This is a genomic window from Type-A symbiont of Plautia stali, from assembly GCF_059731155.1.
The window spans coordinates 2,922,737-2,946,364 of record NZ_AP035891.1; the positions used below are offsets into that span (position 1 = coordinate 2,922,737).

Consider the following 23,628-nt stretch of genomic DNA (forward strand, 5'->3'; position numbering starts at 1 on the left):
GATGCACTCTGTAGAATTGCGTCGGCGTGAAGCCCAGGCCGACGCGCGCTTACCCGATGATTTACCGCCGCTGCTGCGTCGTCTCTACCTGCAGCGCGGCGTCAAAGACGCCGCCGAACTGGAACGCGGCGCTAAATTCCTGCTGCCGTGGCAAAGTCTTGGCGGCATTGAGCGCGCCGTGACGCTGCTGCACCAGATGCTGCAGCAGCAACGCCGCATCGTGGTGGTGGGCGATTTCGATGCCGATGGTGCCACCAGCACCGCGCTCACCGTGCTGGCGCTGCGCAGCATGGGCGGCAACGTCGATTATCTGGTGCCGAACCGCTTTGAGGACGGCTATGGCCTGAGCCCGGAAGTGGTGGAGCAGGCGCGCGCGCGCGGCGCCGAGCTGATCCTCACCGTGGATAACGGCATTTCGTCGCACGCGGGTGTCGACACCGCGCACCAGCACGGTATTCTGGTACTGATCACCGATCACCACCTGCCGGGCGAAACGCTGCCGGCGGCAGAGGCCATCGTTAACCCTAACCTGAGCGACAGCGCATTCCCGTCGCGTTCGCTGGCGGGCGTGGGCGTGGCGTTTTATCTGATGTTGGCGCTGCGTGCCCATCTGCGTCAGCAGAACTGGTTCAGCGACGGGCGCAGTGAACCCAATCTGGCCGAACTGCTGGATCTGGTGGCGCTCGGCACCGTGGCCGACGTGGTGCCGCTGGATGCCAACAACCGCATTCTGGTGTGGCAGGGGCTGAGCCGCATCCGCGCCGGGAAATGCCGTGCCGGCATCCGCGCGCTGCTGGACATTGCCAACCGCGATGCGCGTCAGCTGGCGGCCAGCGATCTCGGTTTTGCCGTCGGGCCACGCCTCAATGCTGCCGGCCGGCTGGACGATATGTCGGTTGGCGTTGCGCTGCTGCTGACGGAGGATATTGCCCAAGCGCGCATGCTGGCCAGCGAACTTGATGCGCTTAATCAGACGCGCAAAGAGATTGAGCAGGGCATGAAGAGCGAGGCGCTGGCGCTGTGCGATGAGCTGGAGCGCCAGCATCGCGATCTGCCGCTCGGGCTGGCGTTTTATCACCCGGAGTGGCATCAGGGCGTGGTTGGCATCCTCGCGTCACGCCTGAAAGAGCGCTTCCACCGTCCGGTAATCGCCTTCGCGCCGGCCGGTGACGGCACGCTGAAGGGCTCTGGCCGTTCGATTGCCGGACTGCATCTGCGCGACGCGCTGGAACGGATCGACACGCTCTATCCTGGCCTGATCATCAAATTTGGCGGGCACGCCATGGCGGCGGGGCTGTCGCTGGAAGAGGCGAAGTACGATGAGTTCCGCCAGCGCTTTGCCGCGCTGATCGACGAATGGCTGGAAGGCGAGGCGATGCAGGGCGTGATGTGGTCCGATGGCGAACTGCACGCGCAGGAGTTCACCCTGCACACCGCGGAAATGCTGCGTGAAGCCGGCCCCTGGGGCCAGGCGTTTCCGGAGCCGGTGTTCGACGGTCAGTTTAAGCTGTTGCAGCAGCGTCTGGTGGGCGAGCGTCACCTTAAGGTGATGGTCGAGCCGCTGGGCGGCGGCCCGTTACTGGATGGTATCGCCTTTAACGTGGACACCAGCCTGTGGCCGGACAGCAGCGTGCGTCAGGTGCAGCTGGCCTACAAGCTGGATATCAACGGATACCGCGGCAATCGCTCGGTACAGCTGATCATCGACCATATCTGGCCACAGTCGTAACCTTTAGAACATTACGTCGACACCGCCGCGCAGTACCTTCTCATCGCCGCGATCGGCCACGTGGCGGTCGGCACGCAGAAACAGCCGCGCGCGTGCCGACTGCACCAGATCAACCCGCGCACCAAACCACTGCGAGCGGCGATCGAGCTGCATACCCGGGATGGTAAAGCTCTGCTGACCGCTGCCGAAGCCGCTCCAGCGCGCGCTGACGTCCATCGACGGATTGCTGAAAGCGTACTGGTATTCGCCGTACAGGCTCAGCATGCTCCACCAGCCCGCCGACCAGTCCTGGCGCGCGCTGAGATTCAGGCCACCGTAACCGACGCTGCGGCGATAGCTGTCGCCGTCGCCCTGCAGGCCAAACGCGCTGCCGCTGTCGCTGAAGCTGCCGGTTTGCAGGCCGGTTTCACGCCAGCCGAGGTAGGGCTCAATGCGATAATCCTCCTGCAGCGTCCAGCGATAGCCGCTCTGCAGCGCCGCCTGCCAGCTGTCTGTGCGGGCGGAAGAGGAGACCGGTGCAGCTTCATCCAGCAGCACCAGGCGCTGCAGTTTGTCGCGTCCATGCTGATAGCTGAGATTGCCCTGCCAGTACCAGGCTGGCGTCACCGCATAGCGTCCATACAGCATTATGCCCTGCAGGCTGTTCTGGCTATTGCCGCCGGTGTCGTCATAGGTGGCATCAAGCTGAGTGTGCGTCCAGGCGATGCCGAGGCGCAGGCCGGGCTGGCCAAAATCGCTGTCGACACCCAGCGCGGTCAGGGTATTGCGGTAGCGGTTGCCGAGATAGCCGTCCTGGTCGAGCGAACCGCGCAGCTGACCGCTCTCCAGCCAGAAGCCGAAGCGCCCCTGTTCGCTGGCATCATCGATGCGGTTGTTAAGCAGGCGCGTCTGATAATCAAGCGCGTTGAACAGCACCGCATTGCCGGAGGCATGCGCCTGGCCGGAAAGGGAGTTGATCGCCGCCTGTGCGCTGCGGGTGTCCGCCAGCGTCTGGAAGGCGCCTGCAGCCGCCAGCGCTGACTGCTGCGCACTGCTCAGCGTCGCCTGACCCTGCCAGCGGTCCGCCAGTTCAAACGCCTGCTCCAAGGTTGCGGCTGGTTTGCTGCGCGCTGGCGCTATCCATTCCCATCGCCTGTACCGCCGCGGCGGTGTTCTTGCGCGTTAGCTGGCCGGTAACGCTGTGGGCGTCATAGCTGACGGAACCGTCGAGAAATACGCCGGTATTGACCTAGCTAAACTGACCGCTCACGCCGCCGCTGGTCAGCAGCGTTTCCTGCTGTTTCACCACGTAGCTGGCGGAGGGCGGCGCGAGGTTCTGCGTGCCGTCGAGCGCCGCGTTGCCGGCCACGCGCAGCGGATTGTTCAGCGTGACGTTGAGCGTACCGTCGGCGCTTTGCTGATAGTTGCCCGCCACCTGCAGGTCGCCGTTAACCGATCCCTGGTTGACCAGATTGCCGCCGATGCGTCCGCTGCCACCCAGTTTGCCGCTGCCGTTCACCAGCGCGTTGCCGGCAATCGCACCGTCAATCAGCAAGCTATTGGCGGAGACCTGCGTCAGGCCCTGATAGCTGTTGTTGCCGGTCAGCTGCAGCGTACCGCCGCGTTCGCTGCCGTCCAGCACCAGCCCGCGATCGCCGCTGATGTCATTGCTGAACACATACTGGCCGCCGTCGAGGCGCGCACTGAAGTCCTCTGCCCAGAATTGTCCCGGCCCGTTTAAGGCTTTGGCGGCGTTAAGATCGCCCCAGCCGAACGTCTCATTGTATGGCCGCCCGTTCGCGCTGTCGGCGACGTTATCGTGCGCATCACTGCGGTAGGTGGCGGTTGTCAGCAGGGTTTGCTGCAGGTTATGGCCGCTCATCCACGGGAAACGCTGCAGCAGCTGCGAGGCCGCGGCCGTCACGCGCGGTGCGGCAAACGAGGTGCCGAAGCTGCGCACCTGTACCCAGCTGCCGTCAGAATTTTGATACAGATAATCGGTATAACCCGGCGCGGTCAGGCACCATGCGGCGGCCGCGCCGCAGGCGTCAAACGGTCCGGTGCCGGCTGCGCGGCCCGGCAGGTCATAACCGGTATGATCCATGATGCCGGTGACCGCCACCAGATTACGGGCCAGCTGCGGGTCGTTATACATCAGCGGTGTCAGCACGTCCGGTGCCGGCGTGGCGCCGCTGTTGTTGCCGGTGATCATCACCGCCAGCCCATCTGCCGCAGCCACCGCGTTGAGCCCCTGATACAGCGACTGATAGCGCTGGCGCGCGTCGGTCAGCGCCTGCTGGCTGGTGAAGCGCTCCTGCGAACCGTATGACATATTGAAGATGCGCACGCCCTGCGCCACTAATCCCTGCACGGCGCGCGCAGTATTGTCATAGCTGAAAATGTTATTTTGTGACGCCTGCGCCACATACAGCGTGCTGTCAGGCGACAACCCCAGTAGCGTCATTGCCACCAGCGTGCCGTGGCCGTTGATCCCCATGTTCTCATTCAGCGCTGTGTTGCTGCCGACATAGCTGGAGAAATTCACGTTGGCGTAATTAACTTCGCTGCGGCCCGGGGCCAGACCTGAGTCAATGATGCCCACTTTACTGCTGGCGGCCGTGGCCGGCACCGCAGGTTCAACGACCGGCGTGACCGGGGTCAGGGTGCTTCCGCCGCCGCTACCACCGCCGCCGCCTCCGCCACCACAGGCGCTCAGCAGAAACGGGATGATGAGCGCCAGCAGGCGCGGTGAGGTACGAAAAGTAACGACAGGATAATGCATGGCAACTCCTCATGCCTCTCAGGGCATGTTGTCGCCCGTTCACGTTAACGGGCCTGAATGCAGTCTTTCCCTGTCACGAATACTCCTGAGCAACGTGGCTGACAGACAGAACGCAATAGATGAATCACGACCCCCTGAGATTCCGCCAGGGTGCAGAAAGGATAAGGTGCGCACTGGCCGGTTGATGGCCAGGACAGCGCAGCATTGCGCAGGCTAATCGCGCTATATCACGCTTCGAACCAGACATTTCTGATGGTGGAGTTTTAATGATTTTGTCTGAGAAATCATGGGTTTTAATGACGCCAGCTGGCGTTTATTGCCGTGATTATGTAGGAAAATTCTGAAGGCGCACCGCGCGGATGGCGAGTGGCAGCGGGATTTCTGGCAACCGCCATACCTGCCGGTTTCCAGAAGTGGCGCAATTATTTTCTGCCGGTTCATACGCGGTATAGCCATTGATGTGCAAAGCTACAAACTAGGCGCGCTTTCGGGTAAAGTAGCGCGTTACTTTTATTTCCTCTCACCGAATCGTCAAAAAAGACTGAAAAGCCATGTTTGAAATTAATCCGGTCAAAAATCGTATCCAGGACCTCAGCGAGCGCAGCAGCGTTCTTAGGGGGTATCTTTGACTACGATGCCAAGAAAGAACGCCTCGAAGAAGTAAACGCCGAGCTGGAACAGCCGGACGTCTGGAACGAACCTGAACGCACGCAGGCGCTGGGCAAAGAGCGCGCCTCGCTGGAAGCGGTGGTCGAAACGCTCGACCAGATGCAGCAGGGGCTGGAAGATGTGCAGGGTCTGCTGGAGCTGGCGGTTGAAGCCGACGACGAAGAGACCTTCAACGAAGCCGTGGTCGAGTTGGACGCGCTGGACGTGAAGCTGGGTGAACTGGAGTTCCGCCGCATGTTCTCCGGCGAATACGACAGCGCCGACTGCTACATGGATATTCAGGCCGGCTCCGGCGGCACCGAAGCGCAGGACTGGGCCAGCATGCTGCTGCGCATGTATCTGCGCTGGGCGGAAGCCAAAGGCTTCAAAACCGAGATCATCGAAGAGTCCGAAGGCGAAGTGGCCGGTACCAAATCAGCCACCATCAAAATCATCGGTGATTACGCTTACGGCTGGCTGCGTACCGAAACCGGCGTTCATCGTCTGGTGCGTAAGAGCCCGTTCGACTCCGGCGGTCGTCGTCACACCTCATTCAGTTCGGTATTTATTTACCCGGAAGTGGATGACAGCATCGACATCGAAATCAACCCGGCCGACCTGCGTATCGACGTTTATCGCGCCTCGGGTGCCGGTGGTCAGCACGTTAACAAAACCGAGTCAGCGGTGCGTATTACCCACCTGCCGACCAACATTGTGGTGCAGTGCCAGAACGACCGCTCGCAGCATAAGAACAAAGATCAGGCCTTCAAACAGCTGCGTGCCAAGCTGTATGAATACGAAATGCAGAAGAAGAATGCCGACAAGCAGGCGGCGGAAGAGAACAAGTCGGACATCGGCTGGGGCAGCCAGATCCGTTCATACGTTCTTGACGATTCGCGCATCAAGGATCTGCGTACCAGCGTAGAAACGCGTAACACCCAGGCCGTACTGGATGGCGATCTTGACCGTTTTATTGAAGCAAGTTTAAAAGCAGGGCTATAAGGAACCGACATGTCTGAACAACAACCGCAGAGCGCTGATGCCGCCCTTGAGTTAAACAACGAACTGAAAGCGCGTCGCGAAAAACTCAGCGCGCTGCGTGAAAAGGGCGTGGCGTTTCCTAACGATTTCCGCCGTGACACTACCTCCGATCGTCTGCATGCCGACTATGACAGCAAAGAGAACGACGAGCTGGAAGCGCTCGGCGTCGAGGTAAGCGTAGCCGGTCGTATGATTACCCGCCGCATCATGGGTAAAGCGTCATTCGCCACCCTGCAGGATGTGGGCGGCCAGATCCAGATCTACGTATCACGTGACGATCTGCCGGAAGGCGTCTACAACGAGCAGTTCAAAAAATGGGATCTCGGCGACATTCTCGGCGCGCGCGGTAAGCTGTTCAAAACCAAAACCGGCGAGCTGTCGATCCACATCTCTGAGCTGCGCCTGCTGACCAAAGCGCTGCGTCCGCTGCCGGACAAATTCCACGGCCTCGCCGATCAGGAAACCCGTTACCGTCAGCGTTACCTTGACCTGATCTCCAACGACGATTCGCGCAAGACGTTCAAAATTCGCTCACAAATCATGGCCGGCATTCGTCAGTTCATGGTTAACCGCGACTTTATGGAAGTGGAAACGCCGATGATGCAGGTGATTCCTGGCGGCGCGTCCGCGCGTCCATTCATCACCCATCACAATGCGCTCGACATCGACATGTACCTGCGTATTGCGCCGGAGCTGTACCTCAAGCGTCTGGTGGTAGGCGGTTTTGATCGCGTGTTTGAGATCAATCGTAACTTCCGTAACGAAGGGATTTCGCCGCGCCACAATCCAGAGTTCACCATGATGGAACTCTATATGGCGTATGCGGACTACAAAGATCTGATCGAACTGACCGAGAGCCTGTTCCGCACCTTGGCGCAGGACGTGCTGGGCACTACGGAAGTGCCATACGGTGAGCACACCTTCGATTTCGGCAAGCCGTTTGAGAAGCTCACCATGCGTGAAGCGATCAAGAAATACCGTCCGGAAACGGACCTCGCCGATCTGGATGACTTTGACAAAGCGGTGGCGATTGCCAATGCGCTGCACATCAAAGTGGAGAAAAGCTGGGGGCTGGGCCGCGTGGTGACCGAGATCTTCGAAGAGACCGCGGAAGCGCACCTGATTCAGCCAACCTTCATCACCGAGTATCCGGCAGAAGTGTCACCGCTGGCGCGTCGTAATGACGAGAACCCGGAAATCACCGACCGCTTTGAGTTCTTCATCGGCGGCCGTGAAATCGGTAACGGCTTCTCCGAGCTGAACGATGCGGAAGATCAGGCCGAGCGTTTCCTGCAGCAGGTTAACGCGAAGGACGCCGGTGATGACGAAGCGATGTTCTACGACGAAGACTACGTCACCGCGCTGGAGCACGGTCTGCCACCGACCGCGGGTCTGGGCATTGGTATCGACCGTCTGGTCATGCTGTTCACCAACAGCCACACCATTCGTGACGTGATCCTGTTCCCGGCTCTGCGCCCGACCGGTAAGTAATTAGGTTGCCCTCACCCTAACCCTCTCCCATGGGGAGAGGGGACTTGCTTGTTCCCGCGTGGCAGAGGGCCGCTCTGGTTTTCTCCCTCTCCCTGTGGGAGAGGGCACCAGCTCGCACCCAACTTCCCCCAACATAAAATTCCTGATGACAACCCGGCACGCTCTGTGCAGGATGGTTTTTTTCATTTTCAGGGAATCACCATGAGTGCAAAAGCGGCAACGTTAGAGGGCCGGATTCGTCAGCACTGGGATCAACTCTCCAGCCACGAGCAGCGACTTGCCGATGTACTACTCGCCGCACCGGGCCAGTTAGCCATGAACACTGCCACTGAACTGGCACACAGCGCGGGCGTGTCCAAAGCCACCACCACGCGCTTCTTCCGCCATCTCGGCTACGAAAGTTATGAAGCCGCACGTCGCTAGGCGCGTGACATGCAGAGCACAGTGGTTCACCGCTCTATCTGCAACCGGCACCCAGCGCGTCGCCGCTGGCCAGCATCATGCAGCAGCATCTGGAAAAAGAGATCGCCAGCTTGGTTAACAGCTATCGCACACTGGACAGTGAACAGCTGCAGCAGGCGGTCAGCGCCATCAGCCAGGCGCGGCGCGTGGTGGTGATGGGTTGGCGGCACAGTCAAACCATCACGCATCTGATCTATCGCGATCTGATCCATATTCACTTCGATGTGCGTCTGCTGCCGCGTCCCGGCGATTCGCTGGCGGAACATATAGCGGCTCTGACCGCCGGGGATGTGGTGATCTGCGTCGGTCTGCGTCGGCGCATGCCCGCGCTGGAGGCGGCAATGAACGCGCTGGCCGAGCGCAACGTGCCGATGCTGTATATCGCCGACGTGCTCTCCGGCAAACCGGCGCGCCATGCGCTGTGGGTCATCCGCTGTCACACCGACAGCAGCCTGATCTTCGATAGCACCGCCGCGCTCCCCGGCGTGTGTAATCTGCTCTGTTCACTGGTGGCCCGACATTGTCTCTGGTTACTCTGCGCAGTGGTGAAAAAGCTGGCACAAAATGTGCTCAGTAGAAAAAGATATTTCACCAACACCAAGGAAACACCATTATGAAAAAAACAGCACTGCTGATTGCCGCACTTCTCTCCGTAGGCACCGTGGCGCAGGCGCAAGCCGACACGCTGGCTGACATCAAAAGCAGCGGCAAAATCACTGTCGGTATCGATCCAACCTTTCCTCCCTACGAATACACCGATGACAAAAGTGAGATCACCGGCTACAGCGTGGCGATCATGCAATCTTCGCCAAAGATCTCGGTGTGAAACTGGAGTTTCAGAAAACCGCCTTCAGCGGCATTCTGCCGGGCCTGATTTCGGGCTCCTTCTAATGCCGAAGGTTCATCCCTTAACGTCACGGCGGAACGCGCGAAGAAAGTGCTGTTCACCGTGCCATACAGCAAAACCGTCAACGGCGTGCTGGTGCGTTAAGCTGAGGCGAAAACCTTCAGCGGCAAAACCCTGAGTCCGGAAAGCTTGTCGGGTCTGCGCGGTGCGGTGAAAACGGCCAGCGTGCCAGAGCAGCTGCTGAAGGGCTTCAATGAGCAGTTGAAGAAAGAGGGTAAGAAACCGATCACCATCATCAACGTCGATTCGCTGGATCAAACCGTCAGCACGCTGATGACCAAACGCGCCGACTTCGTTTATGACGACATCTCGGTACTCGCGCCGGTAGCAAAAAAATATGCCGGCAGAGTGGCGCAGGTGGGCGAAGTCGGCCCGTCGCAGTGGATGGGTTGGGCGACACGTAAAGAAGATGGCAGCCTGAACAAAGCCATTAGCGACCACATCCTGGCGATGCAGAAAGACGGCGAACTGACCAGGCTGCAACAGCAGTATCTCGGCACCACCTTTACCGTGCCCGCCAGCGACTTCATTCCGCAGGAGTAATTATGTGCCAGTTCAACCTGACGGTGCCTGCCGGCTTTGGCAAAACCTTCCGCGTGCGCAAGGGCCAGTTTATTACCGTGATTGATAGTGAGGGCAGCAGGCGGCCGATTTCGTCGCGGTTAATGCCGATGACCTGAACGAGAAACTGTCGCCAGTGCACACGCGTCAGCAGCTGCGCTCGCTGTTCTTCAAGCCGTGCGACGCGCTGTGGTCGAGTGAAAACCGCCCGATGCTGCGCATTCTTGCTGACAGCATCGGCATCCACGACGCCAACGTGCCCGCCTGCGATCGCACCCGTTTCAGCATTGATTTCGGTGTCGAAGGGCATCGCAACTGCGTGGATAACCTGCTGGAGGGGATGAAGGCGTTTGGCGTTACCTACTTCTCGCTGCCGGAGCCGTTCAACCTGTTCCAGAACGGCCCGGTTACCGCCGATGGCCGCATGGAAGTGACCGATCCCAACAGCAAAGCGGGCGACAGCATCACCTTTGAAGCGCTGTGCGATCTGATCTGCGCGGTCTCATCCTGTCCGCAGGACATCATTCCCGGCAACGGCCTGCAGGTGACACCAATCGACATCGTGGTCAGCGACCATTTTCACGCTCAGGAGATGAATCATGCTGTTAATGCGTGAAAATTATCAGGAAACCGCCGTGCGTACGCTGGCTGAACCGGTGCCGGTTGCGCCGGGCAGCATCGGTTCGATTCGCGTGCTGCGCGACCAGTTACTGCGCATCACCGCCCAGGGCGACGGCGCGGTGGCTTCGCTGTTTGGCTTCAGCATGGCCGATCCCGCCGTGTGGCTGTCGGTGCACCACACGCGGGTGTTCAGCAACAGCTACCTGCTCGGTTCCGGCATGCGTCTGGTGAATAATCGTCGCCGTCCGATGATGGTGCTGGGCAAAGATAGCGTGAAGCGTCACGACCTGCTGCTGCCGGCGTCCACCACGGCGTTTCTTAATGAGCGCGGCTATCAGGGCGAAGGTTGCCTCGATGCGCTGCGCGGCGAGCTGGCGCGTCTGGGCATGGTGATGCCGAAGCTGCCAGAACCCATCAACCTGTTTATGCACGTCAGGCTGAAGCGAGAAGGCGAGATTCTGCCGGAAACCAACCTGACCAAAGCCGGTGACAGCATTACCTGTCGCGTGGTGATGGATACGCAGTTCATCGTCTCGGCCTGCAACACCGGTACTGAGGGCAACGACCGTCCCGCGCCGCTGCTGCTGTCGGTGGCGGAAAACCTGCACGACTTTAACGCGGAGTAACGCATGGGGCTGGATCAACAGGTAGTGGCCGCGCTGCCGGAACTCGGACACGGCCTGCTGATGACGCTGGTGCTCACCGTGCTGGCGTCGTTAGTCAGCGTGGTGATGGGGCAGCTCGGCTGCTTCCTGCAGCTGCGTCGTGCCTGGATCTGGCGCGCCATCGGGCGTTTCTATGTCAGCGTGATGCGCGGAACGCCGGCGATTGTTCAGCTGTTTGTGGTGTTTTTCACCTTGCCGCGGCTGGGGTTGGGCGGTCAGCCGATGCTGGCGGCGGTGATTGCCATTGGCCTCAACAGCGGCGCGTACGTGGCGGAAATCCTGCGCGTTAACCGCAAGCCTGGTGACGCGCGGACAGCTGGAAGCGTCGCGCACGTTGGGCCTGAGCCGCTTGCTGACGTGGTGGTACGTCATCAATCCACAGGTGATGCGCGCCAGTCTGCCGATGCTGGTGAATGAGTTCACCATTCTGCTGAAAACCACGCCGCTGGCGTCGATGGTGGCGCTGACCGAACTGACCTACGCCGGACAGATCGTCATCGCCCGCACCTACGAAGCCACGCAGGTTCTGCTGCTGGTGGCGGCCGGTTATCTGCTGATCGCCATGCCGTTAATTGCGGCGGCGCGTCGTTTAGAAGCGAAACGGAGGTTGGCGTAATGGATTGGCAGGCAATTATCACCTCTTTGCCATCGCTCGGTGACGGCCTGCTCGCCACCTTGCAGCTCTGTCTGGTGGCGGCGCTCTGCTCGCTGCTGTGGGGCGCGCTGTTGGCCGTGCTGCTGATGCGTGCCTCGCGGTTCTGGCTACGGTTGCTCAATCTTTACAGAGGCTTAACCCTTGCACTGCCGCTGCTGGTGGTGATCTATCTGCTCTATTTTGTGTTGCCGGAATATGACATCACGCTGTCATCGCCAGTGGTGGGCGTGCTGGCATTGACGCTCTATTACGCGCCTTACATTGCGCAGGTGATCCGCTCGGCCATTGATGCGCTGCCAAAAGGGCAGTGGGAAGCATGCCGCGTGCTCGGCCTGAGCCGCAGCGAACAACTGCGCGACGTGGTGCTGCCGCAAACGCTGCCGCAGATGCTTTCGCCGCTGGTCGGGCTGATGACCGTTTTGATTAAAGACTCCGCGCTGCTGTCGATTGTCTCGGTGCAGGAGTTTATGTACGCCGCCAAACAGGCGATTTCGGATACCTACGCGCCGCTGGAGATCTATCTCACTGTGGCGCTCTGCTACTGGCTGCTCAACAGCGTCATCGACTGGCTGGCGCGCGGCCTTGAATCTCGCATGACGCGCTATCGTCGTGCCATGCAGCATTAATCAGGAGAACAACATGTCGGCTGGATTTCAGCATCGTGAAGCGATGACCATCCCGGCGCGCTACGGCAAAGCGGTGCGCCTGAAGAAAGGTGAAGCGGTGCAGGTGATTAACCTGCACGGCACGCAGGTGGTGGATTGCTGGGCGTACAACGCTGAGGATGTGAGTGAATATATGTGTATGGAGGCGACGCGCGTGTGGAATCAGCGTCTCAATCCCAAAATGGGCGACAGCTTTATCACCAGTCAGCGCCACCCGATTTTGACGCTGGTGGCGGATACCTCGCCTGGCGTGCACGACACCTTCATGGCGGCCTGCGACGCACGTCGTTATGAGCTGCTCGGCTGCACCGAACCGCATCGCAACTGCCATGACAATCTGTTTGAAGGCATGCGTGAGCTGGGCGTGACGCTGCCGCACGGCAATCTGGCCTCGTTTAATATCTTTATGAATATTCAGGTGCAGCCGGATGGCATTACGCTGAAGACGCTGCCGGTGGTGACGAAGCCGGGCGACTATATTGTGCTGCGCGCCGAGATGGATTGTTTTGTGGCGTTTTCCGCCTGTCCGCAGGATATCGTCAGCATTCAGGGGCAGGGCGACAACACCCCGCGCGATGCCGAGCTGCGTATTCTGACCAGCGGATTTCCGCAGGTGCAGTTGCAAGGTGCGTGGGTTCCCTCACCCTAAGCCTTATGTCTTGCCGATCATCCGGCAAGACGGTATCTCTCCCACAAGTGGGAGAGATACCGATCGAGCGAACATGTGGCAGCGTCTCCTTCTCCCTGTGGGAGAAGGCCGGGGTGAGGGCATCAGCGCGTACCCAACCTAAGACTTCACCACGCCCTCCAGCCACGCCTGGAACCGCGCATAAGGCACATACAGCGCCACATCTTTAAACAGCGTTTTGCCGCTCTTATTATCATCAATCCGACTGCTATAGCCGACAATCACCCCGGCCAGCGTGTCGTCGCTGGCGTTATACACCGCGCCGCCGGACATGCCTTTCACCACGCCGGCATTGGCCGCCACCACCACGCAGCTGGCCTTATTCCAGTCATTGCTCAGCGTAGTATTGATCAGGTTTTTGCCGCTTGATGCCACCGGCAGCGCAGAGATAAAGCTATACCCATACAGATTAACGTTGTCGCCGATATGGCTGTTACGGAACTGCGGGGGGCAGATTGGCTTATTTATTCGCATGATAAACCACGGCGATATCGCACTCCGGATGCCAGGCCTTCACCCGATACAGCGAATATTTGGCCACGTGCGCCGCCGTCAGGCTGTATTCGCGCGTCAGGGGGATAGTGGTGCCCAGCGCACCCATGCCAAGTACGGTGGGGATGCCGGTGACGGTCATATCGACGCGCCTGGCCGCTTCTGAGCTGTATTCATAGTGCCCGACCGAGCAGCCGCTTAAGCCGCCGATCGCCAGCGCGATGATCCATCGCATAACTCTGTCCCCCTGTTGTGTTGACGCCGCATCACCGGGCAATCCATTGGGGTATCGGCAATGTGCGACCATCCTTTACTGCCTGATTTAACGCCAGAAAGCGCTGTCGCTGTGACAGCGATCACAACCTGTTATCAAGCGTAGTCTGTTATCGCCGTCCTGTCTCAGTGATGCATAAGCGACGCTTTTTAGCGCCGGGATTATTGCCGCGCAGGCAAAATAGCCTTGCTGCCGCCCGGGTGGTTGATAGCCGGAGGCTGTGCTTTAATAGCAGACTGTGACGCAGTTCAAAAATAAACATCCCCGCACTGTCGGAGGGATACGCGTCTTTCTTAACCGTACGGCGTTCGTCGTGCGGCCCGCCTGCAAAATTATCTTGGGAGAGTGTGTTATGCCTGTTGCATTACTGGCGCTGGCGCTGAGTGCGTTCGCCATCGGCACCACGGAGTTCGTCATCATGGGGTTACTGCCGGAAGTGGCGGGTGACCTGCAGGTGTCGATTCCTTCTGCGGGCTGGCTGATCAGCGGCTATGCGCTGGGCGTGGCCATCGGCGCGCCAATCATGGCGCTGCTGACCGCGAAACTGCCGCGTAAACGTACCCTGATTCTGCTGATGATCATCTTCATCATCGGCAACGTACTCTGTGCGCTGGCTTATACCTATAACCTGCTGATGCTGGCGCGCGTCATTACCGCGTTGTGTCACGGTGCGTTCTTCTGCATCGGTTCAGTGGTCACGGCCAGCTTGGTGGCACCGAGTCGTCAGGCGTCAGCGGTGGCGCTGATGTTTACCGGTCTGACGCTGGCCAACGTGCTGGGCGTGCCGCTCGGCACCTGGTTTGGTCAGCTGTTTGGCTGGCGCGTCACCTTCTGGGGCGTGGCGATTATCGGCATCCTCGCGTTCATCGCGCTGATTGTCAGCCTGCCAACCAACAAAGATGAAAAACCGGTGCATCTGGCGAGCGAAATCAGCGCGCTGGCCAACGGCAAACTGTGGCTGTCGCTGCTGATGACGGTGTGTTTTGCCGCCGCGATGTTTGCGCTGTTCAGCTACATTGCGCCGCTGCTGCTGCAGGTGACTGGCATCAGCGATCGCGGCGTCAGCTGGACGCTGTTCCTGATTGGCACCGGCCTGACGGTGGGTAACATTGTTGGCGGGAAACTGGCGGACTGGAAAGTGTCGTTCAGCCTGATCCTCAGCTTTTCGCTGATCGCCGTGTTCTCGCTGCTGTTCAGCTGGACCAGCCATGCGCTGTGGCTGGCTGAAGTCACCCTGTTCCTGTGGGCGATGGCGACCTTCGCCACCGTGCCAGGCCTGCAGATCAACGTAGTGCGCCACGGTAAAGAGGCGCCAAATCTGGTGTCGACGCTCAACATCTCGGCCTTTAACGTCGGTAACGCGCTCGGTGCGTGGGTGGGCGGCGCAGTGATCGACAAAGGCTATGGCCTGACGGCGGTTCTGGTCGCGGCGGCGGCGCTGGCGGCAGCGGGATTAGTGGTTTGTCTGCTGACCTTCCGCAAATCGGGCGGTCAGCGCGAGACGGTGCGCGCTTAAGCCAGACGCTGGGCGATGCGCTGCGGAAAGGTGGCCACCTGCTGCTGCAGGTGGTCGCAAAAGTGATCGACCAGCGCCGATGCCGGTCGATGCTGTGGCCGCATCAGGCTCACCGTGAACGGCACGGCAATACTGAAGCGGCGCATCACCACACCGCTGTCGGCGTAATCCAGCGCCGTCAGGGGATTAACAATCGAAATACCCACTCCGGCGCGCACCATCGCGCACACCGACGCGGCGCTGTGCGTCTCTAGCACCAGCTGCCGCTCCACCTGCTGCTCATGGAACAGCGCATCCAGTAACTGACGATACCTATCGCTGCGCGACAGGCTGACATAGTTTTCACCGTGGAAATCCTGCGGCGTCAGCACCGCCCGCTGACACAGCGGATGCTGCGGTGGCAGCACGCACACTTCATCACTGGTCAGCAGTGCCAGGCGTTCAGTCCCGGCGGGTGCATGCTGGGTTTCGGTCAGACCGAGATCGTAGCGCTGCGCCGACAGCCACTCCTCCAGCAGCGGCGACTCCTGCGGAATAATATTCAGGCTCACCTGCGGATAGCGCTGTAAAAACGGCTGCAGCAATGGCGGCAACAGCGACTGGGAAAAGACCGGCAGGCAGGCGATTGACAGCTCGCCCTGGCGGAAATTGCGCAGCCCTTCGGCGGCATCCATGATGCGATCCAGACCGAACCACGAGCGCTGCACCTCTTCGTACAGCCGCAGTCCCTGCACGGTAGGCTGCAGGCGGCCGCGCACCCGCTCAAACAGCTGTAAGCCCAGCTGCTGCTCCAGCCGCGCCAGTTCGCGGCTCACCGTTGGCTGCGAGGTGTGCAGCAGCGTGGCTGCCTGGGTCAGATTGCCGCTGGTCATCACCGCGTGAAAGATTTCGATATGCCGCCAGTTAATTTTTGCCATCGTCGCCTCCGTGTCATCCATATCATATTTGCATAGCTGATGCTTAAATAGATATTTTTCTGCATCGCTGTGCTGTGGCTAAATGACAGCAACGACTCAGGAGAATGTTCATGCCACGTCCACTTAACGATTCCCAGACGGCGCTTAACGCCACAAATCTGCTGCCGCTGGCGCAGCGCTACAGCGGCCCGTTCTGGGCTTACGATGCAGAAATCATTCAGCAGCGTATTGCACAGCTCAGCGCGTTTGATGTGGTGCGCTTTGCGCAAAAGGCCTGCTCGAATATTCATATTCTGCGCCTGATGCGCGCTGCCGGCGTCAAGGTCGATTCGGTCTCGCTCGGCGAGATCGAACGTGCGCTGGCTGCCGGTTTTCAGCCGGGCGGCGAGGATATTGTGTTCACCGCCGATGTGCTGGACTCGCCGACACTGGCGCGCATCGCCGAGCTGAAGGTGCCGGTGAATGCCGGCTCAGTGGATATGCTGCATCAGCTCGGCGCGGTTTCGCCGGGCCACAGCGTCTGGCTGCGTATTAACCCGGGCTTTGGCCACGGTCACAGCCAGAAAACCAATACCGGCGGCGAAAACAGTAAGCACGGCATCTGGCACAGCGATCTGCCGCTGGCGCTGGCGGCGATTCCGCAACACGGCCTGCAGCTGGTGGGGCTACATATGCACATTGGCTCCGGTGTCGATTATGGCCATCTGCAGCAGGTGTGCGACGCGATGGTCGATCAGGTGGTGGCCTTTGGCCAGGACCTGCAGGCCATTTCGGCGGGCGGTGGGCTGTCGATTCCTTACCGCTTTAGTGAGGAGGCGATAGATACGCAGCACTATTATGGCCTGTGGAACGGCGCGCGCGAGCGTATCGCGGCGCACCTCGGCCATGCGGTGAAGCTGGAGATCGAGCCGGGCCGCTTCCTCGTGGCGGAATCGGGCGTGCTGGTGTCGCAGGTGCGGGCGGTGAAGCAGATGGGTAGCCGTCACTTTGTGCTGGTGGATGCCGGTTTCAGCGATCTGATGCGTCCGTCGATGTACGGCAGCTATCATCATATTTCGCTGCTGCCTGCCGATGGCAGCGCGCCGGGTGAGGCGAATGTGGAGAGCGTGGTGGCCGGGCCGCTGTGTGAATCGGGAGATGTGTTTACCCAGCGGGAAGGGGGCAAAGTGGAAACCCGCGCGCTGCCAGCGGCAAAGGTCGGCGATTATCTGGTGTTCCATGATACCGGCGCTTACGGCGCATCAATGTCCTCCAACTACAACAGCCGTCCGCTGATCCCGGAAGTGCTGTTCGAGCAGGGCGTGCCGCGTGAGATTCGCCGTGCGCAGACCATTCAGGAACTGCTGGCGCTGGAGCTGAACTGATGCGCATCGTGCCGCTCAGCAGCGTGCCGCATCACGCCAGCCAGATCACCGACTGGCTATGGCAGGCGTTTGGTGACGGCACCTCACGCGCGTTTTACGACAGCATTGTACGCAGCAGTCTGAACGGTGCCGCGTTTCGGGTGACCTTTGTCGCGCTGGACGACGATGACGTGCCGCACGGCACGGTAGGGTTCTGGCGCTGCGATTTGATTAGCCGTCAGGATCTCTATCCGTGGGTTGCCGTGCTGTATGTGGATGAAGCGCCACCCTGCAGCAGCACGTGCTGGATTACGCCCGCCAGCGCGGCTATGAAACGGTGTGGCTGTGGTCGACGTTTGGCGGCTACTACGAGCGTTTCGGCTGGCAGTATCAGTGTGATGCGCTGGTGTTCCCCGATGTGCCGGTGAAGGTGTATTCGCAGGATTTATGACCAGGTCGGCATGAATGCCGACCCTACGTCGTATGGCGCACGTTGATGCGCACCCGGCTAAAAAGCCTCGTTCAGCTTTGTTTCGTAGGGTGCGTATTCATGCGCACCTGGAAAAACCATTCCGTTCATTTCCGTTTATTCATCATTTCGCATGGCACATGTTGATGCGCACCTGGTGCTCAGCCCGGTCCACCCACCGAATGCCGCCTTACCAGCGTCGGGCTAAACATATTGGTCACCTCCGGCAGCGCGGTGCCGTTGGCCAGCGCCAGCGCCAGCTGCGCGGCCTGCTGCGCCATGGTCACAATCGGATAGCGCACCGTGGTCAGGTGCGGACGCACGTAGCGCGACACCAGGACATCATCAAAGCCAATCAGCGACATCTCTTCCGGTACGCGAATGCCGTTATCGCTCAGCACCGCCAGCGCACCGGCGGCCATCGAATCGTTGTAGCACGCTACCGCGCTCACCTGCTTGCCGCGTCCGAGCAGTTCCGTCATTGCCTGCTCGCCGCCTACCTCGTCCGGTTCTCCCCACGCCACCAGCCGGTCGTTGCACGGCAGACCGTGCTCCTTCAGCGCATCGTAGTAGCCCTGCAGCCGATCTTCGGCGTCAGAAATGGTGTGCGTCGAGCAGATAAAGGCGATCTGAGTATGACCCTGCTGAATCAGGTGGCGGGTGGCCAGCCAGGCGCCGTAGCGGTCATCCAGCGCGATGCAGCGCGACTCAAATCCCTGCAGCAGCCGATTCAGCAGCACCATGCCCGGCACCTGCTTCATCAGCAGCTCTAAGTCGTCATCGGGAATTTTCTTGGCGTGCACCACCAGGGCGGCACAGCGATGGCGTATCAGCTGTTCAATCGCCTGGCGCTCTTTTTGCTCATTATGGTAACCGTTACCAATCAGCAGAAAGTTGCCGGTTTGCCCGGCGACTTCATCGACCGCTTTCACAATCGCGCCAAAAAACGGGTCTGACACATCGCCTATCACCAGCCCGAGCGTTTCGGTGGATTGCTGCGCCAGCGCGCGGGCATTGGCGTTAGGGTGATACTGCAGCTGTTCCATGGCCTGGGTAACGGCGAGGCGCGAACTCTCGCTGGCTTTGGGCGAATTATTGATGACGCGGGACACGGTCGCGACCGACACCCCCGCCATGCGGGCAACATCCTTAATAGTAGCCATGCAATGGTCGACATCCGGGAAAACGTTTACACATGCTCTGAGTGTTACGGAAAAGCCCGGCAGCCGCAACCCGCCAGAATGTCAGCGCTGTCGCAAAAGTGCGGAAAATCAGACGCTCACGGTGAGGCTTTAGCCCGGTAACGGCACCGTGCTATGCTGCCAGCCTGAATCACACCTGCCTGCCGGACCCATAACCATGAAAACTCGTGTGCCGCACCTCGCGCACTGGGGCGCGTTTACCGCCGTAACCGAAAATCAGCGCCTGATTGCCTGCGAACCTTTCTTCGCCGATGCCGATCCTTCACCGATGATCCACACCCTCCCTGAACTGGTGTACTCGGATAAACGCATCCGTCAGCCGATGGTGCGCCGTTCGTGGCTGAAGTCGCGTGAAAACAGCGATCGCACGCTGCGCGGCCGGGAAGATTTTGTCGCCGTGGACTGGGACACCGCGCTCGATCTGGTGGCGGAAGAGAACTGCCGGGTGCGCGACCGCTACGGTGCTTCCGGCATTTTCAACGGTTCGTACGGCTGGTCATCAGCCGGTCGCGTTAACCATGCGCGTACCCTGATTCGTCGCTTCTATTTCCAGGGCGGCGGTGGCGTTGATCAGCAGGGTAACTACAGCTGGGGCGCGGCACAGTTCTTTCTGCCGTACGTGATTGGCACTTATATGCCGCTCACCGGCCGCGTCACCGACTGGCCGCAATTGGTGGAGCACGCAGAAATTTTCGTCGCCTTTGGCGGCCTGGCGCTGAAAAATGCGCAGGTGGCATCCGGCGGCGCCGGCGAGCACAGCCTGAAACCGGCGCTGCAGCAGCTGAGCGCCAAAGGCACGCCGATCATTAACATCAGCCCGATGCGCGATGACTGCCCGGCGTTCGTTAACGCCGAGTGGATTCCGATTCGCCCGAACACCGACGTGGCGCTGATGCTGGCGCTCGGCTATGAAATTACCCGCCGGAACGCTATCGATGAGGCTTTCCTCGCCAGCCACTGTACCGGCTGGCCGCAGCTGCGTGCCTATCTGCTAGGCGAAAGCGACGGCGTGGCGAAAACGCCCGCGTGGGCCAGTGCGATAACCGGCATCCCGGCGGCGCGTATCGCGCTGCTGGCGCAGCAGCTGGCGGGCAAACGCAGCTTTATCACCTGTGCTTATGCGGTGCAGCGCGCCCATCGCGGCGAGCAGCCGTACTGGATGATGATTGCGCTCTCGTCGATGCTGGGCCAGCCGGGACTGCCGGGCGGCGGCTTCTCTTTTGGGCATGGCTCGATGAACAGCGTCGGCAATCCGCGTCAGGAAGGCCCGGCGCCGCTGATGAGCACCGGACCGAATCCGGCGAACCTGTCGATCCCGGTGGCGCGCATCAGCGACATGCTGCTCAATCCCGGCCAGCCGTATGCGTTTCAGGGCGAAACGCTGCACTATCCCGACATTCACCTAGTGCACTGGGCAGGCGGCAATCCGTTCCATCATCACCAGCAGCTCAACCGGCTGGTCGAGGGCTGGCAGCGCCCGGATACGGTAATCGTGCAGGATATCGTCTGGACGCCCGCGGCGCAGATGGCGGACATCGTGCTGCCGGCCACCACCACGCTGGAGCGCAACGACATTGGCGGCTCCTCGCGTGACCGCTTCGTGCTGGCAATGCACCAGGCGATTAAACCGCAGCATCAGGCGCGCAACGACTTTGATATTTTTGCCGATCTGGCCGATCGCCTCAGCTACCGCGATCGTTTTACCGAAGGACGCAACGAGATGCAGTGGATTGAGCATCTTTACCAGCAGTGCGCGCAGGCGCATGCGCAACTGGACATCGCGTTCCCGGAATTTGAGGTATTCTGGCAGCGCGGCTTTGTTGAGATTCCGCAGGGCGGCAAGCCGTACGTGTTTATGGATGATTTCCGCGCCGATCCGCAGGCGCATCCGATTCACACCGCCAGCGGCAAAATTGAGCTGTTTTGCCAGACCATTGCCGATTACCAGCTGGCGGATTTCGCCGGGCATCCGGAGTGGCGCGCGCCGCAGGAGTGGCTTGGCGCAGCGCTCAGCGCGCAGTTCCCGCTGCACATGATCTCCGTTCAGCCTGCGGATCGCCTGCACAGTCAGCTGGATGCCACCGCCACGGTACAGGCCGGCAAAACCGCCGGTCACGAAACGCTGTATATGCACGTTGACGATGCCGCCGCGCGCGGTATCAGTGACGGCGATGAGATTGAAGTGAGCAACGCGCGTGGCCGTATGCTGGCTGGCGTTCGCGTGACGGACGGCCTGACGCCCGGCGTGGTGATCATCGCCACCGGCGCTTGGTTCGATCCCGGTTTTGGCAAAGCGTGGCAGCCGTGGGACCGCGCCGGCAACCCTAACGTGCTGACGCTTGACATCGGGACCTCGTCGTTAACACAGGGCCCGAACGCCATGAGCTGCCTGGTGGAAATCAAAAAACACGTCAGTTGCACAATCGGCTAACAATCTCACCGCTGGTTACATTTTGCCGGTAACTGTTGCGTTTGAGTGATAGTTTCTGCGCTGAGCAACTTGCTACAGTCTGGGTCCCAGAGGTATTGATGGTTGAACATCAACAGTTTTCTTGATTACACCGACCTGCGCAGATGCGCAGGTTTTTTTGCCTGCGATCTGCCGGTGTGACGCGTCCCGTCGCGATGACCTCAATCGGGCATAAACGAACTGATATATTGTTTTCCTGTCAACTCGCTTTACCTTTCTTTATAACTGCAGCTAACCCCTTTGGATTCATCTTTTATCGCAGCGGATCGCCATGCCTTCGATTAAAAAATTTCTGGGAAAAGACCAGATTAAAGCCCCGTTTAACCCGTTTCGTTTTCGTCTGATTTGTCTGGACGTATTAGGCTGCATGGGCCTGCTGCTGGCACGCGTCGGCGATCTGCAGCTGATCAATCATCCGATGCTGGAGCACGAAGCCGACCAGCGCTCGCTGCGTACCGTGACACTGCCGACCAACCGCGGCACGCTGCTCGACCGCGACGGCCAGGCGCTGGCGCTCAGCGTACCATCGCGCGATATCATCGCCGATCCGATGCGCGTGCTGGAGGCCAATCCCGATTTCACCAGCGCCAAATGGAGCTATCTGGCGGCGGCGCTGAATCTGCGACCGGACGAGCTGCGCACGCAGATCACCGCCAATCCGAAAAAGCGCTTCCTCTATCTCGGGCGCAAAATCGAGCTGGGCATTGCCAAAGATATTGCAGAGCTGCATCTGAAAGGCATCAGTTCGGTGTATGACGACAGCAGTTTTTATCCGATGAGTGAAGCCGCGGCGCCGCTGATTGGCATCGTCGGGGCGGACAATAACGGGCTTAACGGGCTGGAGAAGGGCTTTTACCGGGTACTGCAGGGCGAGCCGGGTAAAGAGGTGTATCGCTAGGACGGGGACGGCAACATTATTGCGATGATCGATTACGAGCCGCCGAAGCAGCCGCCGACGGTACAGCTCAGCATCGACAAATTTGATCAGTTTACGCTGTACAGCAAGCTGCGCGACGGCGTGCTGCTCAACAAGGCCGATTCGGGCGCGGCGGTGCTGGTGAAGATCGACACCGGCGAAATCCTCGCCATGGCGTCTTATCCGTCGTTCAACCCCAACAATTATGACAACGCCACACCGGCGCAAATGCGCAATACCGCCATCAACGACAGCTACGAACCCGGTTCGACGGTGAAGCCGCTGGTGGTGATGGAAGGGCTGCAGCGCCATCTGGTTCGCCCCGATTCGGTGATCGACACCACGCCCTACAGCGTCAACGGCCACCTTATTCGCGATGTCGGCCACTGGCCGCGGCTGACCATGACCGGCATTTTGCAGAAATCCAGCGACATCGGCGTGTCGCACATTGCGCTGGCGATGCCGGCGGAAGCGCTGGTGAACACCTACCAGGCGTTTGGTCTCGGCAAGCCGACCGGACTGGGACTGACCGGTGAGAGCGTGGGCTACTTCCCGCTGCATCGCCAGCGCTGGGCGGACATTGAGCGCGCCACCTTTTCGTTCGGCTACGGTCTGCGCGTAACGCCGCTGCAGATTGCGCGTGAATACGCCATGCTCGGCTCATACGGCGTCTATCGCCCGCTGTCGATCACCAAAGTGATGCCACCGGTGCTGGGCAGGCAGGTGGCGGATCCGCAGATCGTGCAAACCGTGGTGCACATGCTGGAGAGTGACGTGCTGCCGGGCGGTACCGGGGTGAAAGCGGCGGTACCGGGCTACCGGCTGGCGACCAAAACCGGCACCGCGGAGAAGATGGGCAGCAGCGGCAAATATGACGGCGGCTATGTCAACTACACCGCTGGCATCGCGCCGGCCAGCCATCCGGAAGTGGCGCTGGTGGTGATGATTAACCATCCTACCGCTGGCGATCACTTTGGCGGCTCGGTGGCCGCGCCGGTATTTGGCAACATCATGGGTCCGGTGCTAAAACACATGAACGTGGCACCAGACGCGATTTACAGTAAACCGGCATCAGATAAATCTTAACGAAATCAGGATGTAAACGCGCAGTTGAGCTTTTCACACCTCGTTGCAT

13 protein-coding genes and 7 pseudogenes are annotated in these 23,628 nt (G+C 60.1%); 15 read left to right on the forward strand and 5 right to left on the reverse strand.

Annotation, left to right across the window (positions count from 1 at the left end; all coding sequences use genetic code 11):
• The first annotated feature begins 1 nt into the window (after position 1).
• Positions 2 to 1,729: a single-stranded-DNA-specific exonuclease RecJ gene (recJ, locus tag AC6I8M_RS15480; protein ID WP_498013496.1), complete on the forward strand. Its 1,728-nt coding sequence runs from the start codon at positions 2 to 4 to the stop codon at positions 1,727 to 1,729.
• 3 nt (positions 1,730 to 1,732) lie between these two features.
• Here the strand turns inward: recJ and AC6I8M_RS15485 are convergent, their stop codons facing one another.
• Together AC6I8M_RS15485 and AC6I8M_RS15490 are read right to left on the reverse strand one after the other, a co-directional pair.
• Positions 1,733 to 2,815, reverse strand: coding sequence for an autotransporter outer membrane beta-barrel domain-containing protein (locus AC6I8M_RS15485; RefSeq protein WP_010616931.1), 1,083 nt, complete (start codon positions 2,813 to 2,815; stop codon positions 1,733 to 1,735).
• Between the two features lie 142 nt (positions 2,816 to 2,957).
• The gene (locus AC6I8M_RS15490; RefSeq protein WP_010616932.1) at positions 2,958 to 4,490 is read right to left on the reverse strand and encodes a S8 family serine peptidase; all 1,533 of its coding nucleotides are present in this window, start codon (positions 4,488 to 4,490) and stop codon (positions 2,958 to 2,960) included.
• 551 nt (positions 4,491 to 5,041) lie between these two features.
• Here AC6I8M_RS15490 and prfB point away from each other — a divergent pair.
• The 9 genes and pseudogenes from prfB to AC6I8M_RS15535 all read left to right on the forward strand — a co-directional run bounded on the left by prfB (position 5,042) and on the right by AC6I8M_RS15535 (position 12,855).
• Positions 5,042 to 6,140 (forward strand): peptide chain release factor 2 gene (gene prfB, locus AC6I8M_RS15495; RefSeq protein ID WP_153005941.1). Its coding sequence is split into 2 segments (ribosomal slippage): positions 5,042 to 5,116 and positions 5,118 to 6,140, totalling 1,098 coding nucleotides; the frame shifts between segments, so codons are not numbered across the junction.
• Between the two features lie 9 nt (positions 6,141 to 6,149).
• On the forward strand, positions 6,150 to 7,670 hold the full coding sequence (lysS, locus tag AC6I8M_RS15500; protein ID WP_010616934.1) for a lysine--tRNA ligase: 1,521 nt from the start codon (positions 6,150 to 6,152) through the stop codon (positions 7,668 to 7,670).
• Between the two features lie 201 nt (positions 7,671 to 7,871).
• Positions 7,872 to 8,650: pseudogene (locus AC6I8M_RS15505) on the forward strand (MurR/RpiR family transcriptional regulator); the annotation flags it as partial.
• 95 nt (positions 8,651 to 8,745) lie between these two features.
• Positions 8,746 to 9,582, forward strand: a pseudogene (locus AC6I8M_RS15510) (transporter substrate-binding domain-containing protein).
• 2 nt (positions 9,583 to 9,584) lie between these two features.
• Positions 9,585 to 10,216, forward strand: a pseudogene (locus AC6I8M_RS15515) (DUF1989 domain-containing protein).
• A complete protein-coding gene (locus tag AC6I8M_RS15520) occupies positions 10,200 to 10,847 on the forward strand; it encodes an urea carboxylase-associated family protein (protein ID WP_022549259.1) in 648 nt (215 codons plus the stop codon). The pseudogene AC6I8M_RS15515 and the gene AC6I8M_RS15520 overlap by 17 nt, the downstream one beginning before the upstream one ends.
• A gap of 3 nt (positions 10,848 to 10,850) precedes the next feature.
• A pseudogene (locus tag AC6I8M_RS15525) lies at positions 10,851 to 11,502 on the forward strand (amino acid ABC transporter permease).
• Positions 11,502 to 12,167, forward strand: a complete 666-nt coding sequence (locus AC6I8M_RS15530; RefSeq protein WP_010616938.1) for an amino acid ABC transporter permease — start codon at positions 11,502 to 11,504, stop codon at positions 12,165 to 12,167. Before AC6I8M_RS15525 ends, AC6I8M_RS15530 begins: the two are co-directional and overlap by 1 nt.
• 13 nt (positions 12,168 to 12,180) lie before the next feature.
• Positions 12,181 to 12,855 (forward strand): DUF1989 domain-containing protein, encoded by a 675-nt coding sequence (locus AC6I8M_RS15535; protein WP_010616939.1) that lies wholly within the window; start codon positions 12,181 to 12,183, stop codon positions 12,853 to 12,855.
• Positions 12,856 to 12,993: 138 nt separating this feature from the next.
• Here the strand turns inward: AC6I8M_RS15535 and AC6I8M_RS15540 are convergent.
• Positions 12,994 to 13,621, reverse strand: a pseudogene (locus AC6I8M_RS15540) (serine protease).
• A gap of 391 nt (positions 13,622 to 14,012) precedes the next feature.
• Between AC6I8M_RS15540 and AC6I8M_RS15545 the strand changes: the two are divergent.
• Positions 14,013 to 15,176 carry an MFS transporter gene (locus AC6I8M_RS15545; protein WP_498013497.1) on the forward strand — a complete coding sequence of 388 codons (1,164 nt, stop codon included), beginning with the start codon at positions 14,013 to 14,015 and terminating at the stop codon, positions 15,174 to 15,176.
• Here the strand turns inward: AC6I8M_RS15545 and AC6I8M_RS15550 are convergent.
• The gene (locus AC6I8M_RS15550; protein ID WP_010616941.1) at positions 15,173 to 16,093 is read right to left on the reverse strand and encodes a LysR family transcriptional regulator; all 921 of its coding nucleotides are present in this window, start codon (positions 16,091 to 16,093) and stop codon (positions 15,173 to 15,175) included. The two genes, AC6I8M_RS15545 and AC6I8M_RS15550, sit on opposite strands and share 4 nt — an antisense overlap.
• A gap of 110 nt (positions 16,094 to 16,203) precedes the next feature.
• Here AC6I8M_RS15550 and lysA point away from each other — a divergent pair, with 110 nt between their 5' ends.
• Both lysA and AC6I8M_RS15560 read left to right on the forward strand, forming a co-directional pair.
• The gene (gene lysA, locus AC6I8M_RS15555; protein ID WP_010616942.1) at positions 16,204 to 17,457 is read left to right on the forward strand and encodes a diaminopimelate decarboxylase; all 1,254 of its coding nucleotides are present in this window, start codon (positions 16,204 to 16,206) and stop codon (positions 17,455 to 17,457) included.
• Positions 17,457 to 17,887, forward strand: a pseudogene (locus tag AC6I8M_RS15560) (GNAT family N-acetyltransferase). The gene lysA and the pseudogene AC6I8M_RS15560 overlap by 1 nt, the downstream one beginning before the upstream one ends.
• Positions 17,888 to 18,066: 179 nt before the next feature.
• Here AC6I8M_RS15560 and galR read toward each other — a convergent pair.
• Positions 18,067 to 19,068 (reverse strand): HTH-type transcriptional regulator GalR, encoded by a 1,002-nt coding sequence (galR, locus tag AC6I8M_RS15565; RefSeq protein ID WP_010616944.1) that lies wholly within the window; start codon positions 19,066 to 19,068, stop codon positions 18,067 to 18,069.
• A 196-nt stretch (positions 19,069 to 19,264) separates the two neighbouring features.
• On the opposite strand from galR, the gene AC6I8M_RS15570 reads away from it, so the two are divergent.
• Together AC6I8M_RS15570 and AC6I8M_RS15575 are read left to right on the forward strand one after the other, a co-directional pair.
• Positions 19,265 to 21,538 (forward strand): molybdopterin-dependent oxidoreductase, encoded by a 2,274-nt coding sequence (locus tag AC6I8M_RS15570; RefSeq protein ID WP_058948840.1) that lies wholly within the window; start codon positions 19,265 to 19,267, stop codon positions 21,536 to 21,538.
• 310 nt (positions 21,539 to 21,848) lie between these two features.
• Positions 21,849 to 23,579, forward strand: a pseudogene (locus AC6I8M_RS15575) (penicillin-binding transpeptidase domain-containing protein).
• Positions 23,580 to 23,628 lie beyond the last annotated feature (49 nt).

What these genes read in the sequence shown, in the direction of transcription:
- AC6I8M_RS15490 (WP_010616932.1), bottom strand. Translation starts at nt 4,490, where the DNA reads ATGCATTATCCTGTCGTTACTTTTCGTACCTCACCGCGCCTGCTGGCG.
- lysS (WP_010616934.1), top strand. Translation starts at nt 6,150, where the DNA reads ATGTCTGAACAACAACCGCAGAGCGCTGATGCCGCCCTTGAGTTAAAC.
- AC6I8M_RS15530 (WP_010616938.1), top strand. Translation starts at nt 11,502, where the DNA reads ATGGATTGGCAGGCAATTATCACCTCTTTGCCATCGCTCGGTGACGGC.
- AC6I8M_RS15520 (WP_022549259.1), top strand. Translation starts at nt 10,200, where the DNA reads ATGCTGTTAATGCGTGAAAATTATCAGGAAACCGCCGTGCGTACGCTG.
- lysA (WP_010616942.1), top strand. Translation starts at nt 16,204, where the DNA reads ATGCCACGTCCACTTAACGATTCCCAGACGGCGCTTAACGCCACAAAT.
- recJ (WP_498013496.1), top strand. Translation starts at nt 2, where the DNA reads ATGCACTCTGTAGAATTGCGTCGGCGTGAAGCCCAGGCCGACGCGCGC.
- AC6I8M_RS15535 (WP_010616939.1), top strand. Translation starts at nt 12,181, where the DNA reads ATGTCGGCTGGATTTCAGCATCGTGAAGCGATGACCATCCCGGCGCGC.
- AC6I8M_RS15570 (WP_058948840.1), top strand. Translation starts at nt 19,265, where the DNA reads ATGAAAACTCGTGTGCCGCACCTCGCGCACTGGGGCGCGTTTACCGCC.
- AC6I8M_RS15545 (WP_498013497.1), top strand. Translation starts at nt 14,013, where the DNA reads ATGCCTGTTGCATTACTGGCGCTGGCGCTGAGTGCGTTCGCCATCGGC.
- galR (WP_010616944.1), bottom strand. Translation starts at nt 19,068, where the DNA reads ATGGCTACTATTAAGGATGTTGCCCGCATGGCGGGGGTGTCGGTCGCG.
- AC6I8M_RS15550 (WP_010616941.1), bottom strand. Translation starts at nt 16,093, where the DNA reads ATGGCAAAAATTAACTGGCGGCATATCGAAATCTTTCACGCGGTGATG.